This window comes from Micromonospora sp. NBC_00858 (assembly GCF_045207365.1).
Classification (GTDB): Bacteria; Actinomycetota; Actinomycetes; order Mycobacteriales; family Micromonosporaceae; genus Micromonospora.
This window is the reverse complement of record NZ_CP108828.1, coordinates 3,706,126-3,726,925: the sequence shown is the minus strand read 5'-3', so window position 1 is coordinate 3,726,925 and position 20,800 is coordinate 3,706,126. Positions and strand designations below refer to the sequence as shown.

Below are 20,800 nucleotides of genomic sequence, written 5' to 3'. Positions count from 1 at the left end.
GCATCTTTGTGGTCAAGTTGTCAAGGGCGAACGGTGAATGCCTTGGCACCAGGAGCCGATGAAGGACGTGGGAGGCCGCGATAGGCCTGGGGGAGCTGTCAACCAAGCTGTGATCCCAGGGTGTCCGAATGGGGAAACCTGGCTGGAGTCATGTCCAGTCACCCACACCTGAACACATAGGGTGTGTGGAGGGAACGCGGGGAAGTGAAACATCTCAGTACCCGTAGGAAGAGAAAACAATTTAGTGATTCCGTGAGTAGTGGCGAGCGAAAGCGGATCGAGGCTAAACCGGCTGCGTGTGATACCTGTCAGGGGTTGCGTGGTTGGGGTTGTGGGACCCTGCTGAACAAGCTGACACTTGTTCGAGAAGTTACAAAGTCAGTGGCTAGTCGAACAGTCTGGAATGGCTGACCGTAGACGGTGAAAGTCCGGTAGGTGAAAGTTGCTGACCTTCTGTGGGTGTTCCCGAGTAGCGGCGGACCCCTGAAATCTGCCGTGAATCTGCCAGGACCACCTGGTAAGCCTAAATACTTCCTGGTGACCGATAGCGGACAAGTACCGTGAGGGAATGGTGAAAAGTACCCCGGGAGGGGAGTGAAATAGTACCTGAAACCGTTCGCCTACAATCCGTCGGAGCCTTGCGGGGTGACGGCGTGCCTTTTGAAGAATGAGCCTGCGAGTTAGTGGCATGTGGCGAGGTTAACCCGTGAGGGGGAGCCGTAGCGAAAGCGAGTCTGAATAGGGCGATTCAGTCGCGTGTCCTAGACCCGAAGCGGAGTGATCTAGCCATGGGCAGGCTGAAGCGCGGGTAAGACCGCGTGGAGGGCCGAACCCACCAACGTTGAAAAGTTGGGGGATGACCTGTGGTTAGGGGTGAAAGGCCAATCAAACTCCGTGATAGCTGGTTCTCCCCGAAATGCATTTAGGTGCAGCGTCGCGTGTTTCTTGCCGGAGGTAGAGCACTGGATGGTCTAGGGGGCCCACAAGCTTACCGAAATCAGCCAAACTCCGAATGCCGGTAAGTGAGAGCGCGGCAGTGAGACTGCGGGGGATAAGCTTCGTAGTCGAGAGGGAAACAGCCCAGATCACCAGCTAAGGCCCCTAAGCGTGTGCTAAGTGGAAAAGGATGTGGGGTCGCATAGACAACCAGGAGGTTGGCTTAGAAGCAGCCACCCTTTAAAGAGTGCGTAATAGCTCACTGGTCAAGTGGTTCCGCGCCGACAATGTAGCGGGGCTCAAGCACACCGCCGAAGCTGTGGCATTCACATTTTAACCTCGCTTGGACTTGATTCCTTGTGCAGGTGTGTGGATGGGTAGGGGAGCGTCGTGCCGCGAGTGAAGCAGCGGGGTGACCCAGTTGTGGACGCGGCACGAGTGAGAATGCAGGCATGAGTAGCGAAAGAAGGGTGAGAAACCCTTCCGCCGGATGACCAAGGGTTCCAGGGCCAGGCTAATCCGCCCTGGGTGAGTCGGGACCTAAGGCGAGGCCGAGAGGCGTAGTCGATGGACAACGGGTTGATATTCCCGTACCCGCGAAAGAGCGTCCCTGACGAACCTCGTTGTGCTAACCACCCAAACCAGCTGATGCCTTCGGGCTGATGTTGGGGAGCGTGGGAACCTGACGGGTAGTAGTCAAGCGATGGGGTGACGCAGGAAGGTAGCTGAGCCCGGCCGGTGGTTGTGCCGGGGTAAGCGTGTAGGCCGTGTTGTAGGCAAATCCGCAACACATGAAGGCTGAGACGTGATGCCGAGCCGATTCAGGTGAAGTCAGTGATCCTATGCTGCCGAGAAAAGCCTCTAGCGAGTTCTTAGCGGCCCGTACCCCAAACCGACACAGGTGGTCAGGTAGAGAATACCGAGGCGATCGGGCGAACTGTGGTTAAGGAACTCGGCAAATTGCCCCCGTAACTTAGGGAGAAGGGGGGCCGGAGACGTGAAGCCCCACGCGGGTGGAGCGTTGTATGGCCGCAGAGAGCAGGGGGAAGCGACTGTTTACTAAAAACACAGGTCCATGCGAAGAAGTAATTCGATGTATATGGACTGACGCCTGCCCGGTGCTGGAACGTTAAGGGGACCTGTTAGCTCTTCGGGGCGAAGCGGAGAACTTAAGCGCCAGTAAACGGCGGTGGTAACTATAACCATCCTAAGGTAGCGAAATTCCTTGTCGGGTAAGTTCCGACCTGCACGAATGGCGTAACGACTTCCCCACTGTCTCAACCACAGGCCCGGCGAAATTGCAGTACGAGTAAAGATGCTCGTTACGCGCGGCAGGACGGAAAGACCCCGGGACCTTTACTATAGCTTGACATTGGTACTCGAATTAGCTTGTGTAGGATAGGTGGGAGCCGGTGAAACCTATACGCCAGTATGGGTGGAGGCAATCTTGAAATACCACTCTGGTTGATTTGGGTATCTAACTTCGGACCGTTATCCGGTTCAGGGACAGTGTCTGGTGGGTAGTTTAACTGGGGCGGTTGCCTCCTAAAAGGTAACGGAGGCGCCCAAAGGTTCCCTCATCCTGGTTGGCAATCAGGTGTTGAGTGCAAGTACACAAGGGAGCTTGACTGTGAGACTGACAGGTCGAGCAGGGACGAAAGTCGGGACTAGTGATCCGGCACTTGCGAGTGGAAGCGGTGTCGCTCAACGGATAAAAGGTACCCCGGGGATAACAGGCTGATCTTCCCCAAGAGTCCATATCGACGGGATGGTTTGGCACCTCGATGTCGGCTCGTCGCATCCTGGGGCTGTAGCAGGTCCCAAGGGTTGGGCTGTTCGCCCATTAAAGCGGTACGCGAGCTGGGTTTAGAACGTCGTGAGACAGTTCGGTCCCTATCCGCCGTGCGCGTAGGATACTTGAGAAGGGCTGTCCCTAGTACGAGAGGACCGGGACGGACGAACCTCTGGTGTGCCAGTTGTCCTGCCAAGGGCACGGCTGGTTAGCTACGTTCGGAAGGGATAACCGCTGAAAGCATCTAAGCGGGAAGCCTGCTTCAAGATGAGGTATCCCACCCCACTTTGTGGGGGTAAGGCCCCCAGCTAGACGACTGGGTTGATAGGCCGGAAATGTAAGCCCGGTAACGGGTTCAGTTGACCGGTACTAATAGGCCGAGGACTTGACTACTAAGCTGCTACGCGTCCACTGTGCAACTCTCGATAAACGAACAACAGACCACATGTGTGGTGTTGTTTGACATGTCGATAGAGTTACGGCGGTCATGGCGGAGGGGAAACGCCCGGTCACATTCCGAACCCGGAAGCTAAGCCCTCCAGCGCCGATGGTACTGCACTCGTGAGGGTGTGGGAGAGTAGGACACCGCCGGACAATCTTCCAGTCGAGGGCCGCCCCATCCGGGTCGGCCCTCGACTGCGTAGCGCCATTGGTGGCGCAATCAGGAAGGATGTACCTGTGAGTTCAGGACCGCAGGGCGGAGACCGTCCCCGTCGCTACGAAGACCGTACTGACGGCCCGGGTGGGCGCGACCGCGGCCCGCGCCGCGAGGACCGCGACCGTCCCCCGTACCGGGGAGACCGGGACAGCAGCGCTGGCGGCACCCGAGGCGGATACGCCGGCGGCCGCGACGGTGGCTCCCGTGGCGGTGACCGTGATGGTTCCCGGTCAAGCGCGCCTCGTGAGGGCGGCTACCGTGGCGGCGACCGTGATGGTTCCCGGTCGAGCGCGCCCCGTGAGGGTGGCTTCCGCGGTGGTGACCGTCGTGAAGGTGGCTTCCGCGGTGGCGACCGTGATGGTTCGCGTTCGGGCGCGCCGCGTGAAGGCGGCTTCCGTGGCGGCGACCGTGATGGTTCCCGGTCGAGCGCGCCCCGTGAGGGTGGCTTCCGCGGTGGTGACCGTGATGGTTCCCGGTCGAGCGCGCCCCGTGAGGGTGGCTTCCGCGGTGGTGACCGTCGTGAAGGCGGTTTCCGCGGTGGCGACCGTGATGGTTCGCGTTCGGGCGCGCCGCGTGAAGGCGGCTTCCGTGGCGGCGACCGCGACGGCTCGCGCTCTGGCGCGCCTCGTGAGGGCGGCTTCCGTGGTGGTGACCGTCGTGAAGGCGGTTTCCGTGGTGGCGACCGCGACGGCTCGCGCTCCGGCGCCCCTCGTGAAGGCGGCTTCCGCGGTGGTGACCGTCGTGAAGGCGGCTATCAGGGTGGTGGTGACCGCACCCGTTCCGGCCCGTCCCGTGAGGGCGGTTTCCGCGGCGGCGACCGCGAGGGTGGTTTCCGTGGTGGTGACCGTCGTGAGGGCGGTTTCCGTGGCGGTGACCGCGAGGGTGGTTTCCGCGGTGGCGACCGTGACGGTTCCCGGCCGAGTGCTCCTCGTGAGGGCGGCTACCGGGGCGGTGACCGCGAGGGCGGTTTCCGTGGCGGCGAGCGTCGCGAGGGTGGCTTCCGGCCCGGTGCGCCGCGTGAGGGCGGCGGTTTCCGCGGTGGCGACCGTGATGGTTCGCGTTCGGGTGCTCCCCGTGAGGGCGGCTTCCGTGGCGGCGATCGCGAGGGTGGCTTCCGTGGTGGTGACCGTCGTGAAGGCGGTTTCCGTGGCGGTGACCGCGACGGCTCGCGTTCGGGTGCTCCCCGTGAGGGCGGTTTCCGTGGCGGCGATCGCGAGGGTGGCTTCCGTGGTGGTGACCGTCGTGAAGGCGGTTTCCGTGGCGGTGACCGCGACGGCTCGCGTTCGGGTGCTCCCCGTGAGGGCGGTTTCCGCGGCGGCGACCGCGAGGGTGGTTTCCGCGGTGGCGACCGTCGTGAAGGCGGTGCGCCGCGTGAGGGTGGCGGCTTCCGCGGTGGCGACCGTCGTGAAGGCGGTGCGCCGCGTGAGGGTGGCGGTTTCCGTGGCGGTGACCGTCGTGAGGGCGGCTACCGCGGCGACCGTGACGGTTCCCGGCCGAGCGCTCCGCGTGAGGGCGGTTTCCGCGGCGGCGATCGCGACGGTGCGCGCTCTGGCGCGCCTCGTGAGGGCGGCGGCTTCCGCGGTGGCGACCGTCGTGAGGGCGGCTACCGCGGCGACCGTGACGGTTCCCGGCCGAGCGCTCCGCGTGAGGGTGGCTTCCGCGGCGGCGATCGCGACGGTGCGCGCTCTGGCGCGCCTCGTGAGGGCGGTTTCCGGGGTGGTGACCGCGAAGGCGGCTTCCGCGGTGGTGACCGTCGTGAGGGCGGCTACCGCGGTGGCGACCGTGAGGGTGCTTCCCGGGCTGATGACCGGCCGCGTCGCGAGGGGGAGTTCCGCCGCGACGACCGCGGCGCGGCCTCCGAGTCGTTCGAGGGCGGGCGCAGTTCGGCCCCGGCGTTGCCGGACGAGATCGTCGCGACCGACCTGGACAAGGACGTTCGCGCTGAGCTGCTCTCGCTGAACAAGCCGGTCGCCGAGACGGTGGCCCGGCACCTGGTCGCCACCGGTCAGCTGATCGACGAGGACCCCGCCGAGGCGCTGGCGCATGCGCTGGCCGCCCGGCGGCTCGCGTCGCGTATCTCTGCCGTCCGTGAGGCGGTCGGCCTGGCCGCGTACCACGCGGGGGAGTGGCAGACGGCGATCGCCGAGCTGCGCACGTACCACCGGATGACCGGGTTGCAGAGTCACCTGGCCGTGCTCGCGGACTGCGAGCGCGCCCTGGGTCGGGCGGAGCGGGCTATCGACCTGTTCCGCGGCGCCGACCGGGAGAAGCTGGACCAGGCCGTCGCGATCGAGCTGCTGATCGTCGCCGCGGGCGCCCGGGGCGACCTCGGGCAGAAGGACGCCGCGGTGGCGATGCTCCAGGTCCCGGACCTCACGAGCGAAGCCACCGTGCCGTGGACCGCCCGGCTGCGCTACGCGTACGCCGACGCGCTGCTCGCGGTGGGCCGGCGCGAGGAGGCCCGCGAGTGGTTCTCCCGCGCCGCCGACGTGGACACCGAGGGCGAGACCGACGCCGCGGAGCGGCTGCTGGAGCTCGACGGCGTGGTCATCGAGGGTGACGACGAGGACGAACCGGCCGAGGACATCGCCGCTGGCCCGGGCACTCCCGGTGCGGTGCCGGCCCGACCGGACACCGACCTGGCCGCTGGTGACGCCGACGAGGACGACGACGAAGACCTCGACGACGACGACGAAGACGACGACGACGACGAAGACGACGACGACGAAGACGAAGACGACGACGACGACGACGAAGACGACGACGAAGACCTCGACGAAGACGACGACGAAGACGAAGACGACGACGACGAAGACGACGACGACGAAGACGACGACGACGAAGACGACGACGAGGACGACGAGGACGACGATCGCCACCCGGGCGAGAGCGCCGAGGCGGACACCGCTGGCGAGCGAGCAGTGGCGGCCGGCGACGGCGACGCGGTGAACACCGACGGGACTGCTCCGGCCCGGGGCGACGAGTCGGAGTCGACGCAGCGGTGAGCGCGGACGCCGGGGAGCGGCTGATCGACGGGTACACCCTGGTCGTCTTCGACCTGGACGGGGTGATCTACCTGATCGACCGGCCGATCCCCGGCGCCGTCGAGGCGGTGGCCCGGCTGCACGCCGAGGGACGGGCGGTGGCGTACGCCACCAACAACGCCTCGCGCCGGTCCAGTGACGTCGCCGACCTGCTGACCGGGATGGGTGTGCCGGCCCGGCCGGAGGAGGTTCTCACCTCCGCAGCGGCCTCGGCGGAGCTGCTGCGCGACCGGCTGCCCGCCGGCGCGCCGGTGCTGGTCGTCGGCGCTGAGGCGTTGCGCGCCGAGCTGCGCGCGGTCGGGCTGAACCCGGTCTCCCGGGCGGACGAGAAGCCGGCTGCGGTGGTTCAGGGCTACGGTCCGCAGGTCGGCTGGGCCGATCTGGCCGAGGCTTCGGTCGCCGTGCGGGCCGGCGCGATCTGGATCGCCACCAACACCGACCGGACCCTGCCCAGCGGCCGGGGACCGCTGCCGGGCAACGGCGCGCTGGTCGCCGCGCTGCGTACCGCGCTGGAGCGAGACCCGGACGTGGTGGTCGGCAAGCCGGAGTCGGCGCTGTTCGAGACCGCCGCCCGGCGCAGTGACGGCGGCCGGGCCCTGGTCGTCGGCGACCGGCTGGACACCGATATCGAGGGTGCCCGCCGTGCCGGGTTGGACAGCCTGCTCGTGCTCACCGGAGTCAGCGGCGTACCCGACCTGCTCGCCGCCGAGCCGAAGCGCCGTCCCACGTACGTGGCGCGGGACCTGGCGGGGCTCTTCGACCCGGCCGCGGCGGTGCGGGTCCCGGGTCCGGCGGACGCCGGTGGCTGGTCGGTGAGCGAGCACGACGGCACGCTGGAGTTGGGCGGCTCGGGTCGGCCTCTGGACGCGCTGGCGGCGCTCTGCGCGGCGGTCTGGTCGGCCCCGACGCCTCCGCGGATCCGTCCCGCGGGCAACGACGCGGGCCGCGCGCTGGAGAGCTTCGGTCTGCCCTCGGGCGGGTGACCCCGACCCTGGTCGTCTGGCCGACCGGCGTCGGCCGACGCCAGGTACCCGGCGGGGCCGGCGCTCGTCAGAGCAGCTTGCGCAGTTTCATCAGGTCGAAGGGGTTGGCCTTGATCGACACCCGGCGGGAGGCCACCGCGCCGGTGACGTCCAAATCCCCGCGCACCAGGGCGAGCAGGTCGTCGCTGGACGTGCTCAGAGCGATCTTGGCTTTGGGGTCGTCGCCGTCGGTCAGCTCGATCAGCCGGCCGTCGCTGATCCGGCCGTGGAACGCGGTGTCCAGGTCGGTGATCCGGCAGGCGAGCGTCCGGTCCAGGTCGATCCGTTCGCGGACCGTATCGGCGTTGTGATCCAGCCGGGCGGCCAGCTCCTGCAATGCCTGTCGGCACTCGTCCACGCTGGCCACGTCTCCCCCTCGCTGATCGCCACGCCGTCCCCGGCACCGTACCGCACAGGACAGTCCGGGGTGCCCGGTAGCGTGACACCTGCACACCCCGCCCCGCGGAAGGACTCAGGCATGCAGGACGCGTGGCGCGCCTATCTCGAACTGGCCATGGGCCTGGCGGAGGCGCCCCGGAAGAAGGCCCAGGACGTGGCGCGTCGCCTCGTCGGCTCGGGCGGCGCGACCGCCGCCCAACTGCAGGCTCTCGGTGAGGAGCTGGTCACCACCGGCGCCGCCAACCGGGAGGCGCTGACCAAGCTGGTCCGCTTCGAGGTCGACCGGGCTCTCGGCGCGGTCGGCCTGGCCACCGCGGACGAGGTGGCCGAGCTGACCCGACGGGTGCGCGACCTGGAACGGCAGTTGCGCGAGGCGCGGGGTGCCGAGCCGGCCATCGCGCCGCCCGCCGCTCCCACCCCGCAGGCCGCGCCGCCGGACGCCGGTCTGGTGCCGTCGGACGGCCCAGCAGGCGCCCCGGTCTCCGCGCCGGTGGCCAAGAAGGCGGTCGCGAAGAAGGCCGTGGCGAAGAAGGCGGTGGCCAAGAAGGCCATCGCGAGAAAGCCGCCGGCGACGATCAGCCGGACCAGCGACGAGGCCCCGACGCCGTCGGACATGCCGGCCAAGAAGGCGGTCCGCAAGCAGCGGCCGGACGGCACCCCGTGAACGTCGCGCCGAACCGCCGGAGCCCTCGGTGACCGGCGACGCCCGCCCGGGCCCGCCGCCCGCCGCCCGTCCCGGCCCGCCGCCGGGTATCCGGCCCGGTCCGCCGGCCGGCGGGGCGTTCGCCGCCCGGCCGAGCCCGCCGTACGGGGCCGGCCCGGGGCCGCAGCCGGACGTCGGGGACGACGCGGCGCGGCACCCGGCCGTTGACGCCGCCGTGCAGGCGATGGCCAACGCGGCGACGCTCGCCCCAGCCGACCAGATCGCGCAGTACGAGGCGGCCTACGAGACGCTGCGGGAAACCCTCGCCACCATCGACCAGACCTGAGCGGGACCACCAGGCCTGAGCAGACCGGAGAACCACCCATGGCACGTCGCAACCGGCTGGACGCCGAACTCGTCCGCCGCGGTCTGGCCCGTTCCCGCGAGCAGGCCGCCGCGCTGGTGGAGGCCGGCCGGGTCCAGCTGCGGGGGGTGCCCGCGCGGAAGGCCGCCGCGATGGTCGACCCCGCCGATCCGCTGCTGGTCACCGGCGCCAACCCGACCGAGGAGTACGTCTCCCGGGGCGGGCACAAGCTCGCCGGTGCGCTGGCCGTGTTCGCCCACGGTGGGCTGAGCGTCGCCGGCAGGCGCTGCCTGGACGCCGGCGCGTCGACCGGTGGCTTCACCGACGTGCTGTTGCGCGCCGGGGCCGCGGAGGTGGTGGCCGTGGACGTCGGCTACGGGCAGCTCGCCTGGTCGCTGCGCACCGACGAGCGGGTCCGGGTCCTGGAACGCACCAATGTCCGTACGCTCGATCCTGACGCGATCGACGGGCCGGTCGACCTCACGGTGGCCGACCTGTCGTTCATCTCGCTGCGGCTGGTGCTGCCGGCGCTGGCCGGCTGCACCCGCGACGACGGCGACCTGGCGTTGATGGTGAAGCCCCAGTTCGAGGTGGGCAAGGAGCGGGTCGGCGCCGGTGGTGTGGTCCGAGATCCGGCGCTGCGCGCCGAGGCGGTGCTCGACGTGGCCGCCGCGGCGGCGCAACTCGGCCTCGGCCTGGCCGACGTGGCGGCGAGCCCGCTGCCCGGGCCGAGCGGCAACGTGGAGTTCTTCGTATGGTTGCGCCGGGGCGCACCACCGGCCGACCCGGAGCGGGTGCGGACCGTGGTGGCAGCCGGGCCGGACGGCCCGACGACGGCCGGCGACGCGCCGGCCGCGGCGGCGGAGGAGGTCGCAGGGTGAACGCGTGCAGCAGCGAGGGCTCCGGCACGGCACGCGGGACACGCGGCCGCACCGGGGCAGTGGCACCGACGGCTGAGCGCCCGGACGCAGCCGAGCGGTCGGTCCGATGAGCCGGACCGCGCTGCTGGTGACCCACACCGGCCGTCGGCGCAGCACCGAGCACGCCCGGGCGGTCGCCGCCGACCTGATCGCCGCGGGTTTCGAGGTCCGGGTGGTCGCCGAGGAGGCCGACGACCTCGACCTGCCCGGCGTGGTGCCGGTCGCCGGTCCGGAGGCCGCCGAGGGCGCCGAGATCGTCTTCGCGCTCGGTGGGGACGGCACCTTCCTGCGCGCGGCCGAGCTGGCCCGACCGGCGAAGGCGCCCCTGCTGGGCATCAACCTCGGCAAGGTGGGCTTCCTGGCCGAGGCCGAGATCGACGATCTGGACACGGCGGTCCGCGACGTCGTCGGGCGCAACTACACCGTCGACGAGCGGCTCACGCTCGACGTCACGGCCGAGTTCGACGGCGGCCCCACCATCGAGTCCTGGGCGCTCAACGAGATCAGCGTCGAGAAGGGCGAGCGGGCGCAGATGCTCGAGCTCCTCGTCGACGTGGACGGCCGGCCGCTGTCCCGCTACGGCTGCGACGGCGTGGTCTGTGCCACCCCCACCGGCTCCACGGCGTACGCGTTCTCCGGCGGCGGGCCGGTGGTCTGGCCGGAGGTGGAGGCGCTGCTGCTGGTGCCGATCAGCGCGCACGCGTTGTTCAGCCGTCCGCTGGTCACCGCCCCGACGTCCACCTTCGTGATCACCGTTGACCCGTTCACCACCCTCGCCGTGCTCTGCTGCGACGGCCGGCGGGTCTACGACCTGCCGCCGGGCGCCCGGGTCACGGTGCGTCGGGGCGCCCTGCCGGTACGCATCGTCCGGCTGCGGGCCCGCCCGTTCACCGATCGGCTGGTGGCCAAGTTCGGGCTGCCGGTGCACGGCTGGCGCGGCTCTCGTCGCTGACGCGTCGTCCACCGCCGCCCGGCACCGGCCCGCCCTCGGCCGGGTTGTGAAGGAGGCCCCCGATGTTCGGCGGGAGCCCGCCGGACATCCCATGGCCCCGCACCCGTCGCCCGATGTCCACCTGGCGACATGTCGCCGGTGCGGCGGGCCGCACCTAGTGACCATGCAGTGATCTCCGTCGCAGACTCCGATCGGTCGATCTCACTGAGAGCGGCCCCCTTGGAGTAGAGGAGCGCATCGCATGCACTGGCCCCCACGCTGGCTTACCGCCGGCGCGGCCGGCGCGTTGGTCTTCGGACTCGCCGCACCGGCGTCCGCCGACCCGCCCGTCCGGCCCACCGGACCGACGCCCACCCCCGGCGTCGCCGCGCCCGTCCGCATCACGCTGATCACCGGCGACCAGGTCGATCTGGCTCAGGCCGCGCCCGGCCGGATCGCCGCCACGGTCCGCCCCGGCCCCGGCCGTGACCGGATCACCTTCCAGACCACGGAGGTCGACGGCGGCCTGCGGGTGTTGCCCAGCGACGTCGTGCCGTACCTGTCCGCGGGGGTTCTCGACCCGGATCTCTTCGACGTGCGGGAGTTGGCCGCCGACGGATACGGCGACGCCGACCAGGGCGCGCTGCCGCTGATCGTGCGCTACCAGGAGCCGGCCGCCGGCCGGGTCCGGCCGCTCGCCGGCGCCACCGACGCCCGGCCGCTGGAGAGCATCAACGGCGCGGCCCTGCGGGTCGGCAAGGGCGACCTCGGTGGCCTGTGGACGACGCTGCGGGGCACCTCGCAGGCCCGTACCGCCGGTTCGCCGGCCCGGCTCGGCGCCGGCGTCGCCCGGATCTGGCTGGACGGGAAGGTCCGCCCGACGCTGGAGCACAGCGTGCCGCAGATCGGCGCCCCGACGGCCTGGGCCGCCGGCCGGGACGGCAAGGGCGTCCGGGTGGCGGTGCTCGACACCGGCGTCGACGCCACCCACCCCGACCTGGCCGGCCGGATCGCCGAGGAGCAGGACTTCTCCGGCAGCGGCAGCGCCCGGGACGGGCACGGCCACGGCACCCACGTGGCGGCCACCATCGCCGGCAGCGGCGCCGCCTCCGACGGGCTGCGCAAGGGCGTCGCTCCTGGCGCGCAGCTGCTGGTCGGCAAGGTGCTCGACGACGGCGGCTCCGGCTACAGCTCGTCCATCATCGCGGGCATGGAGTGGGCCGCCCACTCCGGCGCGAAGGTGGTCAGCATGAGCCTTGGCGGCTCCGCGAGCGACGGCACCGACCCGATGAGCCAGGCGGTCAACGACCTGACCGCCGAAACCGGTGCGCTCTTCGTCATCGCCGCCGGCAACGAGGGCGCGCCGCGTTCCGTCGGCTCGCCGGGCGCGGCCGACGCGGCGCTCACCGTCGGCGCGGTGGACCGCGACGACAACCTCGCGGACTTCTCCAGCCGCGGCCCGCGGCTCGGCGACAACGGCCTGAAGCCTGAGATCACCGCGCCGGGCGTCGGCATCATCGCCGCCCGGGCCGCCGGCACCACCATGGGTACGCCGGTGGGGGACGCGTACACCCAGGCTTCCGGTACCTCGATGGCCACCCCGCACGTCGCCGGCGCGGCCGCGATCCTCGCCCAGGAGCACCCGGATTGGACCGCCGGGAAGCTCAAGGACGCGCTGGTCAGCACCACGAAGGCGAACCCGGAGCTGACCGTCTTCGAGCAGGGCGGCGGCCGGGTCGACGTGGCCCGGGCGCTCAGCCAGCGGGTGTACGGCACCGCCACCGCCGACTTCGGCCGGCTGAGCACCGGTGGCGTGGTGGCCGAGCGGTCCGTGACGTACACCAACAGCAGCGCGACCCCGCAGACCCTGCGGCTGGCCCTGGAGCTGCGCAACCTGGACAGCGGCACGGCCGAGCCCGACGGGGTCACCGGTGGTGGCGGCGAGGTGACCGTGCCGGCCGGCGGCAGCGTCGCCGTGCCGCTGCGCGCCGACCCGGCGAAGCTGGGCCGTGGTGTGCACAGCGGGTGGCTGGTGGCCACCGGCGCGGACGGCATCGCGGTGCGTACCGCCGTCGCGCTCACCCTCAGCGGTCCGGTGCACACCCTCACCATGAAGGTGCTGGACATGCAGGGTCAGCCGGGCGTGTCGCCGGTGTTGACCCTGTTCGGCGAGCAGCCCGAGTCCGACTACCTCGGCTGGAGTGCCGGCGAGACGCAGGTGCAGGTCGAGGAGGGTCCGTACCTGCTGGAGGCGCTGGTCGAGCACGGCGCCCCGTTGGACGAGCAGATCACTCTGGTCACCGACCCGGAGCTGATGGTCGACCGGGACATGACGGTGATGCTCGACCCGCGGAAGGGCACTCCGGTGCGGATCGAGACGCCGAAGCCGGCCGAGCAGCGCGCGACGATCAGCTTCTACGAGCACCGGGTCTTCGGCAACGGCCGGCAGGTCGACCACGGCGTGATGACCTTCAGCACCATCCAGCAGGTCAACGTCACGCCGACCCGGCAGGTGCGCCAGGGCGAGTTCGAGTTCTCCTCGCGCTGGCAGCTGGTCGCACCGATGGTGGACGCCCGGATCAGCGGGGTGTCCGGTCCGCTGGACATCAACCTGATGGGCTACTCGCCGGCACCCACCGACCGGCGGAAGCTGCCGCTGGTCTGGGCGGGCACCGGCACCGCGGCCGAGCTGGCCCGGGTGCGCGGCGCTGCGGCGCTGCTCACCGAGAGCCCGGACGTCTCGGAGGAGGAGCAGATCGCGGCGGCCGCGGCGGCCGGTGCGAAGACGGTGCTCATCGTCCGGGCTGCGGACCGGAGCGCGTGGACGGTCTGGACCCCGCTGGGGGACCGGCTACCCGTACCCGCGCTGGCGGTGGCGTTCGACGACGGGCAGCGGTTGATCGCGGCGGCGCGGAAGGGCCGGGCGACGCTGGACCTGACGCTGACCGTGGACAGCCCCTACCTGTACGACGTGTGGCAGGTCTCGAAGGGCCGGGTGCCGGAGCGGATCGTGCACACGGTCACCGCGAAGAACACCGCCGAGGTGACGGCCCGCTACGGCGACGTCGGTGGTTCGGAGTGGGCCACCGAGCAGCGGTTCAGCTGGCGTCCGTGGCAGGAGACCTCCTGGAACGACGACCAGCGGCTGGTGCGTACCGGCACCACCCGGCAGGAGTTCGTGAGCGCCGGGGACGCCTGGTGGCAGCACCGGGTCCTGCACAAGATGATGTTCTCGAACTGGGGGAAGCTGACCGGTGGTCTGACCCAGCAGCCCCGGCGGTATGCCGCCGATGACCGGGACACCGAGACCTGGCACGCCCCGGTGATCCGGCCGGCCGTGCCGGCCAACGCCGGGCTGCCGGTGCCCAGCCGCACCGGTGACGTCCTGGACCTTCGGGTGCCCGAGTTCGTCGACGCCGATGGTCACTACAGTCCGGCCGGTGGCAGCGAGGAGTCGGACACCGTGCAGGCCCGGCTCAGCCGCGACGGGAAGCAGATCGCCGATCTCGCCGGTGGTTGGGCGCCGGTTCCCACCACCTCGGAGTCGGCCCGCTACCGGCTCGACCTGACCACGCAGCGGTCCTCGGACGAGTGGCGCTACGCCACCCGCACGGAGACGGCCTGGCAGTTCACCTCGGCCCGCCCGACCGGGGACGCGGCTCGGCCGCTGTCGCTGCTGCAGGTGGACTACCGGGTCCCGGCCGACCTGCGCGGTGAGGTGGCCGGGCGTCGGCCGCACCAGCTCGGGTTGACGCTGCGCCAGCCGGCGGGCGTGTCGGCGCCGGTTGGCACCAGCCTGAAGGTCGAGGTGTCGTTCGACGGCGGGCGCACCTGGCGGTCGGCGCCGGTGCGCGGATCGGGTACCCGGTTCACCGCCGAGGTGCCAGCCGGGCAGGGCACGGTGTCGCTGCGGGTGCACGCCCGCGACCGGGCCGGTAACACCGTCGACCAGACCGTGGTCGACGCGTACGGGCTGCGCTGACGTGAGCGGGGTGGGGCGGCCGGTGGGCCGTCCCACCCCGACCGGGTCCGACTCAGATCCAGCCCCGGCGGGCGACCTGGAAGGCCAGCCCGGGCCGGGTGTCCACGCCGGCGGCCGCCATCAGGTCGGCGAGTCGCCGCTGCACGGTCCGCCGGCTCACCCCGAGCTGGGAGGCGATGGACTTGTCCGGTACGCCGGCCACGAATAGCGACAGCAGTCGCGCCTCGTCGGCGTCCGGCTGGTAGCCGTCGCCGGGGCGATCGTCGGCGTCGGCCCGCCGGCCGTCGGTCGCCGGCTCGGTGAGCGGGTCTTCCAGCCGCAGCGGGGTGGCCGTCCGCCAGTGGCTGTCGAAGAGGGCGAGTAGCGCGTCGAGCAGTTGGCTGCGGCCGATCACGGCGGCGCTCGGCTCGCCGCCGTCGCGGTCGGGTACCAGCGGGCAGATCGCGGTGCGGGCGTCCACGATGGCCAGTCGGACCGGCAGTCGGTCCAGGACCCGGGCCTGTTCGCCGGCGGCGATCCCCTTGGCCAGGTCGACCAGCGCGCCCGGCTCCAGCAGCATGTCCCGCTCGTAGATGGCCCGGTAGCTCACCCCGCGGGCCAGCGCGTCGAACTCCTCGACGTTCTCCGGGCCGGCCATGGCCAGGGGGTTCGCCCGGCAGAACCAGAGCACCTCGGTACGTGCCGAATTCTGCAGATCGCGCAGCCGGTCCCGGAGCACCCGGGTACCGGTGATCACCTCGACCAGGTGATCCACGTGGTGCCGACGCAGCCCGGACCGGTACTCCTCGGCCAGTTGGGTGACCCGCCGCCGGGCCGCCTCCAGGTCCTCCTGCCGGCGCAGCAACGCCGCGCCGAGGGCGACATCCGGGGCGGTCGGGCGCAGGGGAGCGTCCGGGTCGGTGTCGGTGGGCTGCACCAGGCCCTTGGTCCGCAGCGCCTCGACCTGGGCGACGACCTGCTCGCGCGGTCGGTGCAGCCGGTGTGCCAGCTCGTCGATTCGGGCCGTGGTGAGCTGGAGCAGGCAGCGGTAGAGCTCCTCCTCAGCCGGGGTCAGGCCGATCACGTCCAACACGGGGCAGAACTGTACGTCGGCCAGGTCGTGGCCGTACTGCGGCCCGTCTGCGGGCCGGTCGGCTGGTCAACTGTCGGGCCTCGCGTCTACTGTCGGGTGCTGTGCTGGAAGAGCTGCGCATCACCGGACTGGGCGTCATCGAGGACACCACGCTGCCGTTGACCGGCGGCATGAACGTCATCACCGGCGAGACCGGTGCGGGCAAGACGATGGTGGTTACTGGCCTCGGCCTGCTCTTCGGCGGCCGGGCCGACGCCGGGCGGGTTCGTGCCCAGCCTGGCCGGGCTGTGGTGGAGGGCCGGCTGCGTCTGGAGGGCCGCGTCGCGGATGCGGTGCACGCCCGGATCACCGATGCCGGCGGCGAGCCCGACGAGGACGGCTCGCTGCTGCTGAGTCGCACGGTGACGGTGGAGGGCCGGTCCCGCGCCCATCTCGGTGGCCGGAGCATGCCGGTGTCGATGCTCGGTGAGGTCGGCGAGCAGGCGGTGGCCGTGCACGGCCAGTCCGACCAGCTGCGGCTGCTGCGCCCGGCCGAGCAGCGGGCCGCGCTGGACCGCTTCGCCGGCCCGGCGCACGAGAAGCTGCTCGACGCGTTGCGTGAGGCGTACACCGGGTGGCGGCGGGTGGTCGACGACCTGGCCGACCGACGGCGCAACGCCCGCGAGCGCAACCAGGAGGCTGACCTGCTGCGGCTCGGCCTCGACGAGATCACCCGGGTCGATCCGCAGCCCGGTGAGGATGACGAGCTGAAGACCGAGGCGCAGCGGCTGGAGCACGCCGAGGGGCTGCGCACGGCCGCGCAGGTGGCTCAGCAGTGCGTGGCGGGCGGCGCGGAGGCGGCCGACGAGACACCGGACGCGGCGGTGCTGCTCGGCACCGCCCGGCGCACCCTGGAGGCGCAGGCCGGCACCGATCCGGCGTTGGGCGAGCTGGCGGCCCGGCTGGAGGAGGCGGCCACCCTGGTCACCGACGTCTCCGCCGAGCTGTCGGCGTACCTGGCGACGCTCGACGCGGACCCGGCCAGGTTGCAGCACGTCTACGAGCGGCGTGCCGCGCTGCGCGCGCTGACCCGCAAGTACGCCGACGACGTCGACGGGGTGATCGCGTGGGCCGAGCGGGCCCGCACCCGACTGTCCGACCTGGACACCTCCGATGACCTGCTCGACGAGTTGGAGCGCGACGGTCAGCGGTTGGCCGGTGAGGTGGCCGACCTGGCCGGGCGGGTGTCGACCTCCCGACAGGAGGCGGCGGTCCGCTTCGCCGACCAGGTCACCGTCGAGCTGGCCGGGCTGGCCATGCCGCACGCCCGGATCGAGGTGGCCGTCCTGCCCCGCCCGGCGGGGCGGGCCGAGCCGGCGCTGTCGGTCAACGGCGTCGAGGTGGGTGTCGCCCCGGACGGCGGCGACGAGGTGGAGCTGCGGTTGCTGGCCCATCCGGGCGCGCCGTCGCTGCCGTTGCAGCGGGGTGCCTCCGGCGGTGAGCTGTCCCGGGTGATGCTCGCCATCGAGGTGGTCTTCGCCGGCTCGGGTGGCCCGCCCACGCTGGTCTTCGACGAGGTCGACGCGGGGGTCGGCGGTCAGGCGGCGGTGGAGATCGGCCGGCGGCTGGCCCGGTTGGCCCGCAGCCACCAGGTGCTGGTCGTCACCCACCTGCCGCAGGTTGCCGCATTCGCCGACCGGCACCTGGTGGTGGCGAAGGACACCGGTGGCGCGGTGACCACCAGCGGGGTGCGGGTGGTGGAGGACACCGAACGGGCCCGGGAGCTGGCTCGGATGCTAGCTGGTTTACCCGATTCGGATCTGGGTATCGCCCACGCCGAGGAGCTTCTGGCCGTGGCGGCGAAGGAAAGGCGTCCGTGACGCCGCGTATTGTGATGGCAAGCACACCGGCGTGCGCCGACGTGTGCTTCCCTGGGTAGGCGGCCCTGCTCAGGCATGTCGCGACAGAAAAGCCTGCCCCACATGCCAGGATGGTCACGATGCGTCTACCCACGTTGCGCCGGCACCGGAACGCGGAGCCGGGCAGAGTCCTCGGCACCGCGCGCCTTGATCGCCGGACAAAACGCCTGGTCGGCCGGCTGCGCCCGGGTGACATCGCGGTCATCGACCACGTCGACCTGGACCGGGTGGCGGCCGATTCGTTGGTCGCCGTCGGGGTCGCGGCGGTGCTCAACGCCAAGCCGTCGGTCTCCGGCCGTTACCCCAACCTCGGCCCGGAGGTGTTGATCGCCGCCGGCATTCCGCTCCTGGATGACCTCGGGGAGGGTGTCTTCGAGCAGATCCGCGAGGGCGACCAGGTCCGGATCGAGGGCAACACGGTCTTCGCCGGTGACGAGCCGGTGGCGCACGGCAGCCTGCAGGACGCCGAGTCGGTCGCCAAGGCGATGGCCGACGCCCGGGAGGGGCTCTCGGTCCAGTTGGAGGCGTTCGCCGCCAACACCATGGACTACCTCCGCCAGGAGCGCGACCTGCTGCTCGACGGCGTGGGCGTGCCGGAGATCCAGACCCAGATGCAGGGCCGGCACTGCCTGATCGTGGTGCGCGGCTACGACTACAAGGCCGACCTGGACGTGCTGCGCCCGTACATCCGGGAGTTCAAGCCGGTGCTGATCGGCGTCGACGGCGGCGCGGACGCGCTGGTCGAGGCCGGGTACACCCCCGACATGATCATCGGGGACATGGATTCGGTCACCGACGACGTGCTGCGCTGCGGCGCCGAGGTGATCGTGCACGCCTACCCGGACGGGCGGGCGCCCGGCCTGCCCCGGGTCAACGGCCTCGGTGTCCCGGCCGTGACCTTCCCGGCCGCGGCGACCAGCGAGGACCTGGCCATGCTGCTGGCCGACGAGAAGGGCGCCTCGCTGCTGGTCGCGGTCGGCACCCACGCCACGCTGGTCGAATTCCTGGACAAGGGTCGCGGCGGAATGGCCTCGACGTTCCTGACCCGGCTGAAGGTCGGCGGCAAGCTGGTCGACGCCAAGGGCGTGAGCCGGCTCTACCGGCAGAGCATCTCCGGTTCGTCGCTGCTGCTGCTGGTGCTCTCGGCGATCGCGGCGATGGCTTCCGCGGTGGCCGTCTCCACCGTCGGTAAGGCTTACCTGGGCGTGGCCGCCGAGTGGTGGGACAATTTCGTGTTCCAGCTGTACCGGCTTTTCTAGTTCCCGACCGATCAAGAGGCTGCAAGCGTGATCAACTTCCGCTACCACGTGGTGTCCCTCACCGCGGTCTTCCTGGCTCTGGCGATCGGCCTGGTGGTCGGCACAGCCGCCCTCAACGGCCCGGTCGCCGACTCGCTCAAGGAGCAGGTCACCGGGCTGCGCAAGGACAACCAGCAGTGGCGCCAGACGGTCAACAACATGGAGAAGCAGCTCGGTCTGGAGGAGGAGTTCGCCGAGGAGATGTCCCAGGTCGTCCTGCCGGGCACCCTCGCCGGGCGCCGGGTCGTGGTGCTCAGCCTGCCCAACGGGCGCGACCACACCGACGGCGTACTCAAGAAGCTCCAGCTCGCCGGGGCCACCATCACCGGCCGGGTCGACCTGCAGGACAAGTTCATCAACCCGGACAACAACTCCAACCTCCTGGAGCTGGCCGTCACCGCCGCCCGGCCGACCGCGCAGACCACCGGCCTGCCGGGCAACGGGCACGGTGTGGAGACCTCCAGCGCGCTGCTGGCCAGTGTCCTGCTGGACCGGGCCCAGGGCGCCGCACCGGTCAGCGACGCCGACCGGCGGGCGGTGCTCGCCGCGTACAACAACGCCGGTTACCTGACCACCGACAACAACAAGGTCACCGGCTCGGCGGAGGCCGTTGTCGTGGTCAGCGGCCAGCCGTACGTCGACAAGGACTCCGAGAAGCGGGACGAGTCGGTCGTCAAGATCGCCGAGCAGTTCGACCGGACCGGGTCGATCGTGGTGGGCGGCAACGGTTCCGTCGGCGGCAACCTGGTGGCCGTGGTCCGCGGTGACCCGGTGCTGGCCCAGACCATCTCCACCGTCGACAACGCCAACACCGTGCAGGGCCAGCTGGTCACCAGCCTCGCCCTGGTGCAGCAACTCACCGAGAAGAAGGCCGGGCAGTACGGCGTCGGCGACAACGCCGCCTCGCTGCTGCCTAGACTGCCCCAGTGAGCGAACGACGTACCTCCGTGTCCGAAACCGACGAGGCGTCGGCGTGAGTGGGCTGGGCCGGCTGTTGATCGCCGGCGCCGGTGCCGCCGCCGCCCGCTACGCGCTGCGCGAGGTCCGCACCGCCCCGGTCGCGCCCGCGCTGGAGCGCACCAACTTCCGCGGCCGGACGGTGACCCTGGCCGCCGGGCCGGCGCTCGCCGCCGGTGCGGCCGCCGCCAGCGCGTTCGGCTCCACCAGCGCCGCCTCCGGTGGGGCCGCCCTGGTCGCCGGCCTCGGCGCCGGCGGCGTCGGGCTGTATGACGACGTGGTCGGCGCGCGGCCGGAGCAGAAGGCGTCGAAGGGCTTCGCCGGCCACCTCGCCGCGCTGCGCGAGGGGCGGGTCACCGCCGGGCTGGTCAAGGTCGTCGGCGTGGGCGCCGCCGGGCTGGGTGCCGCCGCGCTGCTTGCCGCCGACCCCCGGGTCGCCGCGCACCCGCGCCGCCAGCGCCACGGCGCGTTCGGCCGCGGCGTGGACGTGCTGCTCGGCGCCGGGGTGATCGCCGGCACCGCCAACCTGCTCAACCTGCTCGACCTGCGGCCCGGCCGGGCCCTCAAGTCCGGGCTTCTGCTCGGCGCGCCACTGACCACAGGCCCGCACGGCGGGATCGCCGCGGGCGCGGTCGGCGCCGCCGCCGGCCTGCTCCGCGATGACCTGAGCGAGGAGGTGATGGTCGGCGACAGCGGCGCGAACGCGCTCGGTGCGCTGCTCGGCGTCGCGCTCGCCGCCCGGACGGGCCCGCTCGGCCGGGCGGGGCTGCTCGCCGTGCTCGCCGGTCTCACCGCCGCCAGTGAGAAGGTCAGCTTCACGTCGGTGATCCAGCGGACCCCGGGGCTGCGGGAGCTTGACGCACTGGGCCGGCTCGCCGACTGAC

At 71.1% G+C, this 20,800-nt stretch carries 14 protein-coding genes and 2 rRNA genes; 13 read left to right on the top strand and 3 right to left on the bottom strand.

The window, feature by feature from the left end; all coding sequences use genetic code 11:
* Positions 1 to 10: 10 nt before the first annotated feature.
* Positions 11 to 3,121, top strand: a 23S ribosomal RNA gene (locus tag OG990_RS17360).
* 84 nt (positions 3,122 to 3,205) lie between these two features.
* A 5S ribosomal RNA gene (rrf, locus tag OG990_RS17355) occupies positions 3,206 to 3,322 on the top strand.
* 294 nt (positions 3,323 to 3,616) lie between these two features.
* Here the strand turns inward: rrf and OG990_RS17350 are convergent.
* Entirely contained in the window at positions 3,617 to 5,377 is a 1,761-nt protein-coding gene (locus OG990_RS17350; RefSeq protein ID WP_406081505.1) for a hypothetical protein, read from the bottom strand.
* Here OG990_RS17350 and OG990_RS17345 point away from each other — a divergent pair.
* Together OG990_RS17345 and OG990_RS17340 are read left to right on the top strand one after the other, a co-directional pair.
* The gene (locus OG990_RS17345; RefSeq protein ID WP_406081794.1) at positions 5,366 to 6,391 is read left to right on the top strand and encodes a hypothetical protein; all 1,026 of its coding nucleotides are present in this window, start codon (positions 5,366 to 5,368) and stop codon (positions 6,389 to 6,391) included. The genes OG990_RS17350 and OG990_RS17345 overlap by 12 nt on opposite strands.
* Positions 6,388 to 7,413, top strand: coding sequence for an HAD-IIA family hydrolase (locus OG990_RS17340; RefSeq protein WP_406081504.1), 1,026 nt, complete (start codon positions 6,388 to 6,390; stop codon positions 7,411 to 7,413). Before OG990_RS17345 ends, OG990_RS17340 begins: the two co-directional genes overlap by 4 nt.
* Positions 7,414 to 7,480: 67 nt before the next feature.
* Here the strand turns inward: OG990_RS17340 and OG990_RS17335 are convergent, their stop codons facing one another.
* Positions 7,481 to 7,819 carry an SCP2 sterol-binding domain-containing protein gene (locus OG990_RS17335; RefSeq protein WP_355613468.1) on the bottom strand — a complete coding sequence of 113 codons (339 nt, stop codon included), beginning with the start codon at positions 7,817 to 7,819 and terminating at the stop codon, positions 7,481 to 7,483.
* 111 nt (positions 7,820 to 7,930) lie between these two features.
* Here OG990_RS17335 and OG990_RS17330 point away from each other — a divergent pair, with 111 nt between their 5' ends.
* From OG990_RS17330 to OG990_RS17310, 5 genes are all read left to right on the top strand, one after another.
* Positions 7,931 to 8,515: a phasin family protein gene (locus OG990_RS17330; protein ID WP_386990787.1), complete on the top strand. Its 585-nt coding sequence runs from the start codon at positions 7,931 to 7,933 to the stop codon at positions 8,513 to 8,515.
* Positions 8,516 to 8,543: 28 nt separating this feature from the next.
* Positions 8,544 to 8,840: a hypothetical protein gene (locus tag OG990_RS17325; RefSeq protein WP_386990786.1), complete on the top strand. Its 297-nt coding sequence runs from the start codon at positions 8,544 to 8,546 to the stop codon at positions 8,838 to 8,840.
* A gap of 38 nt (positions 8,841 to 8,878) precedes the next feature.
* A complete protein-coding gene (locus OG990_RS17320; RefSeq protein ID WP_406081503.1) occupies positions 8,879 to 9,739 on the top strand; it encodes a TlyA family RNA methyltransferase in 861 nt (286 codons plus the stop codon).
* 106 nt (positions 9,740 to 9,845) lie between these two features.
* Positions 9,846 to 10,730 (top strand): NAD kinase, encoded by an 885-nt coding sequence (locus OG990_RS17315; protein WP_328414234.1) that lies wholly within the window; start codon positions 9,846 to 9,848, stop codon positions 10,728 to 10,730.
* A 241-nt stretch (positions 10,731 to 10,971) separates the two neighbouring features.
* Positions 10,972 to 14,691 (top strand): S8 family serine peptidase, encoded by a 3,720-nt coding sequence (locus OG990_RS17310; RefSeq protein ID WP_406081501.1) that lies wholly within the window; start codon positions 10,972 to 10,974, stop codon positions 14,689 to 14,691.
* A gap of 52 nt (positions 14,692 to 14,743) precedes the next feature.
* Here OG990_RS17310 and OG990_RS17305 read toward each other — a convergent pair whose 3' ends face one another.
* Positions 14,744 to 15,763: a helix-turn-helix domain-containing protein gene (locus OG990_RS17305; RefSeq protein WP_406081499.1), complete on the bottom strand. Its 1,020-nt coding sequence runs from the start codon at positions 15,761 to 15,763 to the stop codon at positions 14,744 to 14,746.
* Between the two features lie 101 nt (positions 15,764 to 15,864).
* On the opposite strand from OG990_RS17305, the gene recN reads away from it, so the two are divergent.
* The 4 genes from recN to OG990_RS17285 all read left to right on the top strand — a co-directional run bounded on the left by recN (position 15,865) and on the right by OG990_RS17285 (position 20,799).
* Entirely contained in the window at positions 15,865 to 17,622 is a 1,758-nt protein-coding gene (gene recN, locus OG990_RS17300; RefSeq protein ID WP_328414239.1) for a DNA repair protein RecN, read from the top strand.
* Positions 17,623 to 17,741: 119 nt separating this feature from the next.
* Entirely contained in the window at positions 17,742 to 18,920 is a 1,179-nt protein-coding gene (gene steA, locus OG990_RS17295; protein ID WP_406081497.1) for a putative cytokinetic ring protein SteA, read from the top strand.
* Positions 18,921 to 18,947: 27 nt separating this feature from the next.
* Complete coding sequence (locus OG990_RS17290; protein ID WP_328414242.1) at positions 18,948 to 19,889, top strand: copper transporter; 942 nt, start codon at positions 18,948 to 18,950, stop codon at positions 19,887 to 19,889.
* A 43-nt stretch (positions 19,890 to 19,932) separates the two neighbouring features.
* A complete protein-coding gene (locus OG990_RS17285) occupies positions 19,933 to 20,799 on the top strand; it encodes a hypothetical protein (protein WP_406081496.1) in 867 nt (288 codons plus the stop codon).
* Position 20,800: the final 1 nt, after the last annotated feature.

Excerpts from the sequence above, each read along its gene's own strand:
- OG990_RS17330 (WP_386990787.1), top strand. The coding sequence starts at position 7,931 with ATGCAGGACGCGTGGCGCGCCTATCTCGAACTGGCCATGGGCCTGGCG.
- steA (WP_406081497.1), top strand. The coding sequence starts at position 17,742 with ATGCGTCTACCCACGTTGCGCCGGCACCGGAACGCGGAGCCGGGCAGA.
- OG990_RS17320 (WP_406081503.1), top strand. The coding sequence starts at position 8,879 with ATGGCACGTCGCAACCGGCTGGACGCCGAACTCGTCCGCCGCGGTCTG.
- OG990_RS17310 (WP_406081501.1), top strand. The coding sequence starts at position 10,972 with ATGCACTGGCCCCCACGCTGGCTTACCGCCGGCGCGGCCGGCGCGTTG.
- OG990_RS17315 (WP_328414234.1), top strand. The coding sequence starts at position 9,846 with ATGAGCCGGACCGCGCTGCTGGTGACCCACACCGGCCGTCGGCGCAGC.